This is a genomic window from Kitasatospora sp. NPDC048286, from assembly GCF_043201735.1.
In the GTDB taxonomy this organism is placed as follows: Bacteria; Actinomycetota; Actinomycetes; order Streptomycetales; family Streptomycetaceae; genus Kitasatospora.
In genome coordinates, this window is sequence record NZ_JBICZE010000011.1 from 47842 (window position 1) to 60690 (window position 12849).

Below are 12849 nucleotides of genomic sequence, written 5' to 3' on the forward strand. Positions count from 1 at the left end.
ATGACCAACCCCTTCGACGACCAGGACGGCACCTTCCTCGTGCTCGTCAACGACGAGAACCAGCACTCGCTGTGGCCGCAGTTCGCGGACGTCCCGGCCGGCTGGACCGTCGCCCACGGCCCCGACACCCACGCGGCCTGCCTGGAGTACGTCGAGAAGTCCTGGACCGACATGCGGCCCAGGAGCCTGGCCGAGGCCATGGACGCCCGGCGGTAGCCGACGTGACCACCACCGACACCATGGACGGGGGCCGCGACACCGCGGGCCCCGCCCGGCCCCGCCACCCCGCCGAGCCCGCAGACCTGGCTGAGCCCCGTGACCTGGCCGAGCCCCGCGACCTCGCCGCGGACCTGCTCACCCCCGAGGCCCGCCGCGACCCGTACCCGTTCTACGCCCGGATGCGCAGCGAGAGCCCGGTCCACCGCAGCGCCCAGGGCATCTGGTACCTCACCCGGTACGCCGACGTCGAGGCGGCGCTGACCGACCCGCGGCTGTCCAACGACCGGGACCGGATGACCCGCGCCTACGTCGCCCTCGGCGGCGACCTGAAGGCCTTCAGCCGGCTCACCGACCGGCTCGGCCGGGTGATGTCCAACACCGACCCGCCGGACCACGCCCGGCTGCGCAAGCTCGCCAACCGGGCCTTCACCGCCCGGCGCGTCGAGGCCCTGCGCGACGGCGTCCAGCGGATCGTCGACCAGCTGATCGACCGGGCCGTCCAGGCCGGGCCGGCCATGGACCTGATCGAGGCCGTCGCCGCCCCGCTGCCGATGGCCGTCGTCTGCCGGCTCTTCGGCATCCCGGACGAGGACCTCCCGCAGGTCAAGACCTGGTTCAGCCGCTTCGGCCGGCTGAGCGAGGACCTCGACAAGTCCGAGGAGGCGATCGACCAGTACGAGGAGTACCTCGCCCGCCTCATCCGGAGCCGCCGGGCCGACCCGGGCGACGACCTGATCAGCGCCCTGGTCGCCACCCAGGAGCAGGACGACCGGCTCACCGACTCCGAACTGCTGTCCACCTGCTTCGTGCTGATCACCGCCGGCGACGAGACCACCACCCAGCTGATCGGCAACGGCATGCTGGCCCTGCTGCGCCACCCCGACCAGCTGGCCCGGCTGCGCGCGGACCCGGGGCTGATCCGCGGCGCCGTCGAGGAACTGGCCCGCTACGACACGGTGACCCAGGCGATCGTCCGGGTCGTCGCGCAGGACCTGGAGATCGGCGGGCGGACGCTGCGCGAGGGCGAGCTGGTCTACCTGTTCCTCGGCGCGACCAACCGGGACCCCGAGCGCTTCGAGGACCCCGACCGGCTCGACCTGACCCGACCCGACAACCGCCACCTCAGCTTCGGCCACGGCCCGCACTTCTGCCTCGGCGGCCCGCTGGCCAAGCTCCAGGCGGAGGTGGCCGTCGGCACCCTGGTGCGCCGGCTGCCCGGGCTGCGGCTGGCCGACGGGGCGGCGCTGGAGTGGCGGCCCAACCCGCTGCAGCGGCGGCTGAGCGCCCTCCCGGTCAGCTACTGACCCATGACGACCACTGGCCCATGACGACGACGAAGGAGAACCCGACCATGGCCCGAGAGTTCGAGGTCCGCAAGGAACAGGACCTGCCCGCGACCCCCGAACAGGTCTGGGCCGCGGTCGCCACCGGAGCCGGCAACCTCGGCTGGCTGTACCCGATGGAGATCGAGCCGCGCGTCGGCGGAAAGGTCACCCGGGCCGAGAGCACCGTCGTGGCGTGGGAGCCGACGAGCCACTTCGCCGTCCGGGCGACCCTGGGCGACGAGTTCTCCAACACCCTCAGCTACCGGATCGAGCCGGCCGACGGCGGAACGAGCCACCTGCGGATGGGGATCCACTGGGTGCACCAGGGCGTCTGGGACGAGATCTGGGACCGGAAGGCGGACGCGGCCGAGAAGCACGTCCACTTCTACCAGCACAGCCTCGCCGAGTACCTGCGGCACTTCGCCGGCCGCCCCGCCGTCTACGTCAAGGCCATGCGCCCCGAACCCACCGCCGACCCGGCCGACTTCGCCGCCCTGCGCCGACGCCTCGGCCTCGCCGAGGACGCGGCCGTCGGCGACCGGCTCGCCCTCCACGTCCCCGGCCGGGACGGCGGCCCGGAGGAGGTGGTCGTGGACTGGCTCAGCCCCGACTTCGTCGGGCTGCGCGGCCCGGACACGCTCTACCGCTTCTTCAACGGCAGCACCTGGAACACGCCGATCTGGCTGGCCCACCACGTGTTCGCCGAGAACACCGACGAGCAGCGGGCCACCGAGGCGTGGACCGCCTGGCTCAACGACACCCAAGCCTAGGACCCCCGATGCGGACCTCCACCGAAACCCTGCTCTACGCCGCCGAACTCGTCGAGGAGAACGGCACCTACACCCTCGTCGTCCAGGACGTGCGGCGGGACACCGTCCAGACCGTCCCGGTCCCCAAGTCCATGGTCGACAAGCTCCCGACCTTCCTGTCGGCGCTCGCCGCCAAGCTCAACCCCGCACCCTCGCGCGGCCGCTGGTAGGTCCGGGACAGCCGGGTGCCGGGTCGTCTCCCGCCGGGGACGACCCGGCACCCGGTCCCGCGTCCTGCGGCCGGTTCACCACCCGGCCGGCGCCCCCGGGGCGGCGGCACCGGCCGGGGTTCCGCGCGAGGAGAGGAGCTCCGCGACCGGATCGGCACTGCCCGAGGCGCTCAGCTCCTGCACCAGCTCGCAGTTCCGGGCGACCCTGTCGGAGACCCACTTGCGCAGCCACGCGGACAGCCGGGGGAGCGGCAGGTCGGACGGGGCCAGCCCGGCGAGCACGCACCCGGTGGCCGCCGCCCCGCCGACGTTGACGACCACGTCCGGCAGGACGGTGTGGCCGGCCTCGCGCAGCAGCCGGCGGGCCGGAGCGGTGCAGCTCATGTTCCCGCCCTCGACCACCAGACGGGCCCGCACCGCCGGCACCGCCTCCTCGTCGACCGCGGCGGCGGACGCCGCCAGCACCAGCACGTCGGCGTCGACGTGCAGCCACGCCTGCCCGGGCCCGTGGACCGTGACCTGCCCGGGCAGTCGGCTCCGGTCGATCGTGCCGTCGCTGCTGGTGAGCGCGGTGAGTTCGGCGACGGGCAGTCCGCGCTGGTCCTCGACGGTGCCCCGGACGTCGGCCACGGCCACTACCCGGTGGCCGTGGGCGGCCAGGTGAGCGGCCACCGAGCGCCCGACGGTGCCGAAGCCCTGGATCGCGACGCGCTGCGGGGTCCGCGCACCGGAGGCCCGGAGGGCGCCGAGCACCGCGACGGCCACGCCGAACCCGGTGATGTCGGCCATGTGGTCCCACAGTTCGGCCCAGTCCACGGTGAGGCGGGTGGTGCCGGGGCGGCGGGTGACGTCGTACCCGGCGGCCTCGAAGGCCAGCTGCCGGTCGGCGTAGGTGGTGCCCTGGTCGCACCCCAGGTACACCCCGCCGTGCAGCAGCGGGGCCGCGGCGCGGCCGAACCCCCGCATCACCGCCCGCCGCTCGACGGTGGCGCCCGGATCGGGGGCGATGCCGGCCTTGGCGCCACCGATGGGCAGGTCGACCAGTGCCAGCTTGTGGGTCATCGCCCTGGCGAGCCGGGCCAGTTCCCGCTCGGTCACCCCCTCGGTCATCCTGGTGCCGCCCATGGCCAGGCCGTCGACCACGGAGTCGACGACGACCCAGCCCCGGGCCCGGCACTCCGCGAGATCCAGGGCGGTGGAGAGCATGGGCCCGGTCGCCGGGCGCGCAGCGTGCGGTGCGGTCGTCCGGTTCACCGCGCACCGCCCTCCGGGACGGACCGCAGGCGCAGGCTGCGCGGGCGCATGTCGGTCCACACGCGTTCGATGTGCGCGAGGCACTCGTCCTTCGCACCCCGGACGCCGACCTCGTGCCAGCCCGCCGGCGACTCCCGGTCGGCGGACCAGATCGAGTACTGCTCCTCGTCGTTGACGACGACCTTCCACTGCTCGGATGCTTCGCTGGTCATGCCGTTACCTCCAGGTGTCGGTGGTCGGGGGTGCCGCCGGGCGGCGGCCGGGTGGAGCCGGTTCGCGGTCGGTGTCGAGGCGGGCGTCGAGGCCGTCCAGCCATCGCGGCAGGCTGGCCGCGCGCAGCAGGCCCGTCCCGACGAGCACACCGGCGAAGCCCTCCCCGAGCAGACGGGCGGCGTCGTCGGGGCCCTGGATGGCCCCGGCGCTCACCGGGCACCGGGTGCCGCTGCGCAGCACCGCGGGCAGCAGCGAGGAGCTTCGCCCGAGGTCGCCCGCGCCGCGTTCGCGGGTGGCGATGTCCTTGTTGTTCACCGCGACCACGCACTCCTCGGCGCGTGGCACGCGACTGATCTCCTCCTCGGTGGTGACCTCGACGAACGGTGTCAGGCCCAGGCGCAGGCCGAGGTCGACCAGACGGCCCAGGGTGGCGCGCGGCAGCAGCGCGGCGGTGAGCAGGACCGCGGACGCGCCGATCTCGCGGGCCTGGTGCAGTTGGTCCCGGCGGGTGATGAAGTCCTTCTGCAGCACGGGCAGGTCCGTCGCTGCCACGACCTCGCGCAGCAGGTCCGGGGTGCCGCCGAACCACCGCCCGGTCACCACGGACAGGCAGGGTGCGCCGACGTCCTGGTAGTCGGCGACCAGACGGGCGGCCGACCTGTCACCGAACAGGTCGTGCCCGGTGGCGTCCTGGCGTTTGAGCTCCATGATCACCGGTCGGCGGGCGTCCAGCAGCGCCTCGATGAACTCGGCCGTCATCCCGCCGCCCCGGTGTCGTCCGCCATCCGCCAGGCGCGCCGTACGGCCGTGACCCGGTCGGTGCTCAGCCGTCCGTCGGGGCCCCTGGCCGCCGTGTCCACGTCGATGCCGAGGAACAGGGGGTGGTCCAGCACCGCCCGGTAGTCCTCCCGGTTGTCGGCCGAGATGCCGCCGGCCAGCAGGAAGGGCCGCGAGAGGCGGTCCGCGACCTCGACGACGGCCTCGCAGCCGGCCGGTTGCCCGGTACTGCCGATCCGGCCGTCCCCGGCTACGGCGTCCAGCAGGAAGAGGTCCGTTCCCGCCCGCTCGTACGCCGGGATCAGGGACCGCTCCGCGCGGGTGTCCGCACCGAGGTGCAGCACCTTGACCACGTCGAGGTCCGTGCTGCGCTTCAGCGCGCGGACCAGGCCCGGCGGCTGGTAGCCGTGCAGTTGGACCCACCGCACCCGGGCCGCGGCCGTCGCCGTGCGCAGTGCCTCGGCGTCGGCGAGGAAGGTCACGAGGACCGGACGCAGTCGCGCCGTCCGGTGCACCAGGTCTGCCAGCACCATCAGTTGACGGGACGTCAGGTCAGCTCGACCCTCGGGGACGCCGTGCCACAGGCCGACGAGGTCGACTCCGGCGCGGTCGAGGGAGGCCACGTCCTCCGCCGAGGTGGCTCCGCAGATCTTGACCAGCATCAGGTGCCGAGCCCCAGCATGGCGGCGATGCGGTTGCGCTGGATCTCCGAGGTGCCCGAGTAGATCGGGCCGGCGACCGCGTCGCGCACGTCCTTCTCCAGTCCGTACTCGGTCAGGTATCCGCTGCCGCCGAAGACCTGCACGGCGGCCAGCGCGGAGGAGAGGTTGCTCTCGCTGGCGAGGAGCTTGCAGGCGGCGATGTCCCTCGTGACGTTCTCGCCCGCCGTCAGCCGGACCGCCGTGTCGTAGAGCCATTTCCGCGCGGTGTCCAGGCCGATCCCCATGTCCACGATCCGGTGGGAGACCGACTGGTACGAGCCGATCGGCCGGCCGAACTGGACGCGTTCCCTGGCGTACTCGACGCAGCGGTCGAGCCGGTACCGCATCTGCCCGGCGGTGATGACGAAGGAGCAGAGGATCTCCCACTTCATCACGTGGTCCAGGACCAGGAACCCGGATCCGACCCGGCCGATCACCGCGGACGCGGGGATCCTGCAGTCGTCGAAGTGCAGTTCGCCCAGCGGCGCGGTCCGCAGCCCCATGGTGGCGACGGGGGGCCCGACGACGAGCCCCGGGGTGTCCCGCTCCACGAGGAAGGCGGTGATGCCGAGTGGGCCGCCGTCCGGGTGGGTGCGCGCGTAGACCACGAACACGTCGGCCACCGGGCCGTTGGTGACGAAGGACTTGCCGCCGCGCAGCACGAAGCCGTCGTCCTCGCGGGTGGCCGTGGTCGTCATCGCCAGCGCGTCGGATCCGCTCCCGGGCTCGCTGATCGCGTGGGCCCCGATCGTCTCTCCCGAGCAGATCCCCGGCAGGTGGCGCGCCCTGAGCTCCGGCGAGCCGAACCGCTGCAGCGGGACTCCGACGCTGACCAGGTGGGTGGCGACCGAGAAGTTCAGCCCGCCGTCACGGCACCCGGTGCCGAGCTGTTCGAGCACGTACATGGTGGTGAGCAGGTCCTGGCCCAGCCCGCCCCACTGCTCGTCGAACGGCAGGCCGAGGATGCCCGACCGCTGGATCAGTCTCCACTTGTCCCATGGGAAGGTGCCCTGCGCGTCCGCTTCGAGATGGCCCGAGCTGAGGTCCTCGCACCAGCGGCCGATTCCCTCGCCCAGGGCGATCTGGTCGGCGTTCCACCTGATCATTCGTCAGCCCCGTCAGTACTCGGAGAACTCGGCCGAGTCCAGGTTGTGGCGTTCGTCGCCGCGCAGCGCGGGCGAGAACACGCACACCAGGCGGAGGTCCTCGTCCTGGCTCGCGATCAGGAAGTGGGCGTCGTGCCGGTCGAGCGCGTACAGCGTGCCCGGCTCGATCGGGTGGGACGTGCCGTCGGCGTCCACGACCTCACCCTTTCCCTCGATGCAGTAGCAGGCCTCCAGGTGGCGGCGGTACTCCAGCCTGGACCTGGTGCCGGCGCGGACGACGGTGTCCGTGACCGTGTAGCCCAGACCGTCGGAATCGAGGAGGAACCTGCGGCTGAGCCCGTTGCCCCAGTCCACGGACGTCACCTCGTCAAGGCGTCGGACGATCATCTGATGTACCTCCTAGTAGGGTGCTGAATACGGTGAAAGGGTGTGTGCGAAGGTGTGGAACTCCTCGACCACGTCGGCCCCTTCGGAGAGGGCCCGCTCGATCCGGGCGACCCCGGCGCTGCCCACGACCGCGGCGTCGGCACCGAGACCGTGCAGCAGGGCGATGTCCGCCCTGGAGCGGACGCCGAAGCCGACGGCGATCGGCACGGCGGTCGTCCTCGCGGCGGTCGTCCTCCGCAGTGCGGCCAGGGTGGCGGCGAGCTCCCGGTGGTCGGCCGTGAGGCCGCCGCCGCTGCGGCCGTAGTGCGCCACCAGGTACAGGTACGCGGTGGCGCACTCGGCGGCCGCGGCCTTCACCGCGGCCGCCGAGGTGGGGTAGCAGGTGGCGACCATGGGCATCCCCGCCTGCCGCACGGCTTCGAGGCAGTCGGCCCGCAGCCGTGGTGGCAGGCCGTGGACCATCAGCCCGTCGACGCCCGAGTCGGCGACCCGCCGGACGAAGCTGGGCACGGTCAGGCCTCTGACCGTATGGCTCCAGTCGGCCAGCAGCGCCACCTTCAGGTGGCGCAGCCGGGGCAGGATCCCGCCGAGGAAGTCGAGCACCTCGTCGAGTCCGACGCCTTCCGCCAGGGCCCGCTGGGCCGATCGGCGGATGACGGGCCCGTCGGTGACCGAGTCGGGAAAGGGCACCGCCAGCTCCAGGCAGTCCACGCGGCAGTCGTCGAGCATCCGCATGACGTCGGCCAGCACGGGCAGCGGGGGGTCTCCGGCGTTGAGGAACACCGCCAGGCCGGGCTGGTCCGGTGGCCGGCGGGCGAAGAACGCGCTCACCGCGCACGCGCCGTGGCCACCGCGCGGCGCGCCGGGTGCGCGCGCAGGCGGTCGACGAGGTCGCGTGCGGCGCCGCTGCGCAGGGCGTCGTCGGCCGCCCTGATCGCCTCCGGCCACTCGGCGACCAGCCCGCTCGCGACGGCGAGTGCGGCGGCGTTCAGGCGGACGGTCCGCGTCGCGGGGCCCGTCCGCTCTCCGGAGAGCACGCCGAGGAAGTGGTCGACCACGTCCTCTCCCGCCGCGGCCGGCCGCAGTCCGGCGATCGCGCCGGTCCCGGTCCCGGGAGCCCCGGCCCGCAGGCTGAACCCGTCGGTGCCGTCATTGGCGAGGACGACGTTGTCGACGGAGTCGACGAGCTCGTCGATGCCCAGCTCGTTGGAGCAGAGCCAGATCCTCCGGCCGGCGACGGTTGCGGCGACCTCGCCCAGGGCCGGCAGCAGCGAACGGTCCGAGACGCCGACGATCTGGGCGCAGACCGGCACCGCGGCGAGGAAGGGGCCGACGGAGTTGACGAACCCGCCGATCATCCGCAGGTCCATCGGCACGATGCTGCGGGCCAGCAGCGCGACCTCCCGCGGGTAGACGAAGTTCCCGGGGAAGGCGATGCCGAAGCGTTCCAGCAGGTCGTCGGTCTGTTCGTACGAGGTGGTCGTCGCGATGCCGAGACGGTCGAGCAGGTCGTGGGAGCCGCAGGTGCTCGTGTAGGCGCGGGATCCGGTCTTGACGACGCGGACACCCATGGTGGCGGCGACGAACGCCGCCGCGGTGGAGATGTTGAACGTGGCCGGCCCGCCTCCGGTGCCGACGATGTTGGCGGTGCCGTCCGGCCGCGCCGTGCCGTCCGGCCGCGCGGCGACGGCCGACCGCCCGGTTACGGCCGGCCGTCGCTCGTCCAGCGAGCGGAGCATCGCGACCAGCGTGTCCCCGTCGGGCATCAGGGTGGACAGCGAGGACAGCAGCGCCACCGTCTCGCCGGACCGGAGGGCGCCGTCGCGCAGCCGGTCCCAGAAGGACCCCCACATCTCCTGGTCGACGGTGCGGTCCCGGTCGATCAGCGCTCGCAGCACCTCGTGCATGACTAGTGGGATTCCGTCCGGTGCCGCTGGGCCTGTTCGATGAACCCGCTGATCGAGCCGACGGAGCGGAAGCTGTCCGGGTCGAGGTCGAACTCCTCGACGTGCAGGTCGAAGCGGTCCTCGAGCCAGGCGATCGTCTTGAGCAGGCCGAGGCTGTCGATGACCCCGCCGTCCACGAGGTCGTAGTCGGCGTCCAGCTCGTTCGCGTCGACGTCCGGCAGGAACTCCTCGATGATGAACTGCGTGACTACCGCGGCGTGTTTCACGTGGCCGTTCCTTCGTTCGGCTGGGACGGGGGGCAGGCGCGCTCGATGGGCGCGCGGTCGATCTTTCCGGTGGACGTCCTGGGCAGCGGGTCGTCCACGATCAGCAGGGTCGAGGGGACCGCGGTGAGCGGAAGTCGTCGTGCGCAGTGCCGGCGCAGCGCCAGCGAGTTCAGCGGGCTGTCCGGGGCGCGGCGGACCACGCCGCGCAGCAGGCGGCCGGCCACCGGGTCGGGCACGGCCACCACGGCCGCCTCGACGACGTCGGGGTGGTCGAGCAGTACCTGTTCGACCTCGTGGGTGTTGACCCGCACGCCGCGGACCTTGACCTGGTGGTCGTTGCGGCCTTCCAGGGTGATGCGGCCGTCCCGGTCACTCCGTACGAGGTCGCCGCTGCGGAAGTAGCGCCGGGTCCGCCCTTCGTGGTGGTGGGTCGCGAACCTGTCCGCGTCCTGTTCCCGGTCCAGGTAGCCGTCGGTCTGGAACGGCGTCGCGACGTGGAGCTCTCCGCGTCCCGGCCCGGTCACGATCGCGCCGTCGGCATCGACGATGACCGCGTGGACCCCGGGCAGCGGGCGCCCGATCGGCACCGGGCCGTCCGTCGGCTCGGCGCCGTCGACCTCGTGCAGGAAGCTGTCGTTGGTCTCGGTGCAGCCGTAGACGTTGTAGAACCGCGCGCCGGTGAACAGGCGCGGAAGCTCGGCCAGGCAGCGGGCGGGCATGCTGTCGCCGGTGAAGAGGACGTGCTCGACCGTGTCGAGCCGGCGGCCGCTCTGCGCGGTCGCGTCGACCAGCAGCCGGTAGAACATCGGTACCGCCTGGACGATTCGGACCGCGTGGCGGGACACGAGGTCCAGCAGGTGGCCCGGTTGGGTGGCCCGGGCCGGATCGACCAGGACGACGCGGCCGCCGTGCCTGAGCGTGGCCCAGATGTCCAGCAGGCACAGGTCGAAGGTGAGCGGGGCGTGGTTGAGGACCGTCGTTCCCCGGCGGATGCCGAAGCGCTCGCCGGCCCAGTCGGTGAAGCGGTCCACCGCCCCCGTGCTCAGCGGCACGATCTTCGGCCGCCCGGTGGAACCGGAGGTGGTGAACATGAAGGAGACGTCGCCGGGCTCGGTGCGGTGCGGCGCCCTCGGTTCCACCGGCCGGTCCGGGGCACCCGGCCCGGGTCCGGGCGCCCCGGGGCCCTCCGGCGACAGGACGTGCCGGATCCCGGCCTGTTCGACCAGCGCGCGGGACGTTCTCCCGTCCGGCGTGGGCGCCGGCAGCAGCAGGAAGCGCCGCCCTTCCAGCAGGCAGGCGAGCACCAGGGCGATCGTCGCGGGCGACTTGGCGGCCACGATGCCGATCGGCTCGTCCCGGCCCGTGGCGAGCCGGGCGATCCGCAGACGCTCCCGCTCCGCCAGCCGGTGGAGTTCACGGTAGGTCGTCTCTTCTCCGCGCCACACCAAGGCCGGATCACCGGGGTGGGTGGCGGCGTGCGAGACGAATGAACCCACCAGGCTCTGTTTCCGTTTCACGAATTCTCCGAGTTCATGCGACGGGGGCGGGTTCATGGACAACGGATGAGTTCACGCAATGGGTTCACCGATCTCGTTCGGAACATTCGAGGCCCGGCAGAAAAGGGGCCCGTCGGGCCGCCGCCTTGGCGACAGAAGAATTATCACGGGGGCGCCCGTCCATGGAAGTGGGGGCGCCGGCGGTCGCATGACGGCACGTCAGTCCGCATACCCGGGCCTGGCGCGCGAATGCTAGACGTCGAGCGTGTTCGATCTGGATAAGGATTCCGGTGGGCTGGCGTAAATATTGTCCTGATGCCCGAATCCCTCGTTCCGATCTTGCGGAGTGAGACGGGAGCTGCCTAGTATCCGCCGTACTGTTCGCGAAGTAGCGAATCGGCAAAGGGATTTCCGGGGCGCCGAAGCGTTCCCGATCGCCGTGAAAGGTGGATCCGTCATGCCTGGCCCCGATCAGCGTGCGCACGCTCCGACTCCGCTGTCCTTCGCCCAGCAGCGGCTGTGGTTCCTCGACCGGCTGCGGCCGGGGCGGCCGGACCACAACGTCCCGACCGCGGTCCGCCTGCGCGGCCGGCTGGACGAGGGGGCGCTGACCCGGGCGTTGACCGAAATCGTGCGGCGCCACGAGGTGTTGCGCGGCAGGATCGTCGACTCCGGGGACGGCCCGTGCCATGTCACGGAGCCGGTCGAGACCTTCGTGCCGGCGATCACCGATCTGACGCACCTCCCGGCGGAGCGGGCCTGGCGGCGGGCCCGGGGGCTGGTGGCCGCCGACACGGCGACCCCGTTCGACCTCGGGACCGCTCCGATGCTGCGGGCCCGGCTGATCCGCGTCGCCCCCGACGACCATCTGCTGGTCCTGGTGATCCATCACATCGCCTGTGACGGCTGGTCGTTGTCGGTGCTGTGGCAGGAGTTCTCCGCCGGGTACGGCGCCGCCGTGCACGGCCGGCCGGCCGCCCTGGCGGAGCTGCCCGTCCAGTACGCCGACTTCGCCGCATGGCAGCGGAGCCACCAGGACGGAACGGCGCTGCGGGACCAACTCTCCTACTGGCGCGAACACCTGGCCGAGCTGAGCCCGTCGGCGCTCCCGACGGACCGAACCCGACCCGCCGTGTGGTCGGGCCGGGGCGACCAGGTCGAGATCGAGATCTCCGCAGGGCTCACCGACCGGATCCGCGCACTGGGGCGCGCCCACGAGGTGACGCCGTTCATGACGCTGCTGGCCGCCTTCCAGGTCCTGCTCGCGCGCTGCACGGGACAGGACGACGTGACGGTGGGGACGCCGATCTCCGGACGGACCCGGATCGAGGTGGAGCCGCTGGTCGGCTTCTTCGTCAACACGCTCGTCCTGCGCACCGACCTGTCGGGCGACCCGGACTTCACCGACGTGCTCGCCCGGGTACGGCGGTGCGCGGTGGAGGCCTACGCCCACCAGGACGTCCCCTTCGAACGGCTGGTGCAGGAGCTGCGGCCCGAACGCGATCTCGGCCGGCACCCGCTGGTCACCGTCATGTTCCAGCTGGAGGATCCGCCCGCGCTCCCGTCCGGCCTGCCGGGACTCGACGTGAGCGACCATCCGATACCGAACGTCGTGGCGAAGTTCGACGTCGAGGTCTCCCTGACGGACCTCGGCGACCGCTTCGCCGGCGTCATCCGTTACGCCGCCGACCTCTTCGACCACGACACGGTGCGACAGCTCTGCGAGGGCTTCAGGGCGCTGCTCGACCATCTCGCCGACAGTCCCGAACGACCGGTGTCGGCGTGGGAGACCCCGCCCGCCCTCCGGGTGAGCCGTCCCGCCCCCGCCACCCCCACCGGGCGGCCCGCGGCCCCGCGGCCCGAGGCCGACCGGGCCGGCGCTCCCGCCACCGGGACCGAAACCGAGACCGAGCTGCTCGTGCTGGAGACCTGGGCCGAGGTGCTCGGTGTGACCCCGGACGGCGTGCACAGCGACTTCTTCGAGCTGGGCGGCCATTCGCTCCTCGCGTCGAAGGTCATGTCCCGACTCGGCCGGGCACTCGACCTCGAACTGCCGGTCGTCCTGCTGTTCCACCACCCGACCGTCGCCGAACTCGCCGACGGCATCGACGCCGCCCTGCTGGCGGACCTCGGCGCCGCCGTCGAAGCGGAACCGCTTCCCGCCGGAAAGGCCCGTCACCCGTGAAGGCACAGCACAGCCGACCCGAGCCCGGCCGGCC

15 protein-coding genes are annotated in these 12849 nt (G+C 72.6%); 5 read left to right on the forward strand and 10 right to left on the reverse strand.

The annotated features are described in order from the left end of the window. From ACGF13_RS25425 to ACGF13_RS25440, 4 genes are read left to right on the forward strand one after another with little or no spacing between them, the layout of a single operon-like run. Window positions 1-216, forward strand: coding sequence for an MbtH family protein (locus ACGF13_RS25425; protein WP_392878922.1), 216 nt, complete (start codon window positions 1-3; stop codon window positions 214-216). A gap of 5 nt (window positions 217-221) precedes the next feature. After that, a complete protein-coding gene (locus tag ACGF13_RS25430; protein WP_392878924.1) occupies window positions 222-1523 on the forward strand; it encodes a cytochrome P450 in 1302 nt (433 codons plus the stop codon). Between the two features lie 20 nt (window positions 1524-1543). Beyond that, window positions 1544-2314, forward strand: coding sequence for an SRPBCC domain-containing protein (locus tag ACGF13_RS25435; RefSeq protein WP_392878926.1), 771 nt, complete (start codon window positions 1544-1546; stop codon window positions 2312-2314). A gap of 8 nt (window positions 2315-2322) precedes the next feature. Further along, window positions 2323-2523 (forward strand): hypothetical protein, encoded by a 201-nt coding sequence (locus ACGF13_RS25440; protein ID WP_392878928.1) that lies wholly within the window; start codon window positions 2323-2325, stop codon window positions 2521-2523. 75 nt (window positions 2524-2598) lie between these two features. On the opposite strand, the gene ACGF13_RS25445 is transcribed toward ACGF13_RS25440, so the two are convergent. The 10 genes from ACGF13_RS25445 to ACGF13_RS25490 are packed head-to-tail and all read right to left on the reverse strand — an operon-like array spanning window position 2599 to window position 10651. Further along, window positions 2599-3729, reverse strand: coding sequence for a Glu/Leu/Phe/Val dehydrogenase dimerization domain-containing protein (locus ACGF13_RS25445; RefSeq protein WP_392878931.1), 1131 nt, complete (start codon window positions 3727-3729; stop codon window positions 2599-2601). Window positions 3730-3773: 44 nt separating this feature from the next. Continuing rightward, window positions 3774-3989, reverse strand: a complete 216-nt coding sequence (locus tag ACGF13_RS25450; protein WP_392878933.1) for an MbtH family protein — start codon at window positions 3987-3989, stop codon at window positions 3774-3776. Window positions 3990-3993: 4 nt separating this feature from the next. Further along, entirely contained in the window at window positions 3994-4749 is a 756-nt protein-coding gene (locus ACGF13_RS25455) for an indole-3-glycerol-phosphate synthase (RefSeq protein WP_392878935.1), read from the reverse strand. Then, window positions 4746-5429, reverse strand: a complete 684-nt coding sequence (locus tag ACGF13_RS25460) for an N-(5'-phosphoribosyl)anthranilate isomerase (protein ID WP_392878936.1) — start codon at window positions 5427-5429, stop codon at window positions 4746-4748. The genes ACGF13_RS25455 and ACGF13_RS25460 overlap by 4 nt, the downstream gene beginning before the upstream one ends. After that, window positions 5429-6574 carry an acyl-CoA dehydrogenase family protein gene (locus ACGF13_RS25465; protein ID WP_392878938.1) on the reverse strand — a complete coding sequence of 382 codons (1146 nt, stop codon included), beginning with the start codon at window positions 6572-6574 and terminating at the stop codon, window positions 5429-5431. The genes ACGF13_RS25460 and ACGF13_RS25465 overlap by 1 nt, the downstream gene beginning before the upstream one ends. Before the next feature lie 12 nt (window positions 6575-6586). Beyond that, a complete protein-coding gene (locus ACGF13_RS25470; RefSeq protein WP_392878940.1) occupies window positions 6587-6961 on the reverse strand; it encodes an ectoine synthase in 375 nt (124 codons plus the stop codon). A gap of 12 nt (window positions 6962-6973) precedes the next feature. Further along, window positions 6974-7792 carry a tryptophan synthase subunit alpha gene (trpA, locus tag ACGF13_RS25475; protein WP_392878943.1) on the reverse strand — a complete coding sequence of 273 codons (819 nt, stop codon included), beginning with the start codon at window positions 7790-7792 and terminating at the stop codon, window positions 6974-6976. Continuing rightward, on the reverse strand, window positions 7789-8868 hold the full coding sequence (locus ACGF13_RS25480) for an anthranilate phosphoribosyltransferase (protein ID WP_392878946.1): 1080 nt from the start codon (window positions 8866-8868) through the stop codon (window positions 7789-7791). The genes trpA and ACGF13_RS25480 overlap by 4 nt, the downstream gene beginning before the upstream one ends. 2 nt (window positions 8869-8870) lie before the next feature. Next, on the reverse strand, window positions 8871-9134 hold the full coding sequence (locus tag ACGF13_RS25485) for an acyl carrier protein (RefSeq protein ID WP_392878948.1): 264 nt from the start codon (window positions 9132-9134) through the stop codon (window positions 8871-8873). Then, entirely contained in the window at window positions 9131-10651 is a 1521-nt protein-coding gene (locus ACGF13_RS25490; RefSeq protein ID WP_392878950.1) for an AMP-binding protein, read from the reverse strand. The genes ACGF13_RS25485 and ACGF13_RS25490 overlap by 4 nt, the downstream gene beginning before the upstream one ends. A 436-nt stretch (window positions 10652-11087) precedes the next feature. Here ACGF13_RS25490 and ACGF13_RS25495 point away from each other — a divergent pair, with 436 nt between their 5' ends. Then, window positions 11088-12815: a condensation domain-containing protein gene (locus ACGF13_RS25495; RefSeq protein WP_392878952.1), complete on the forward strand. Its 1728-nt coding sequence runs from the start codon at window positions 11088-11090 to the stop codon at window positions 12813-12815. Window positions 12816-12849 lie beyond the last annotated feature (34 nt).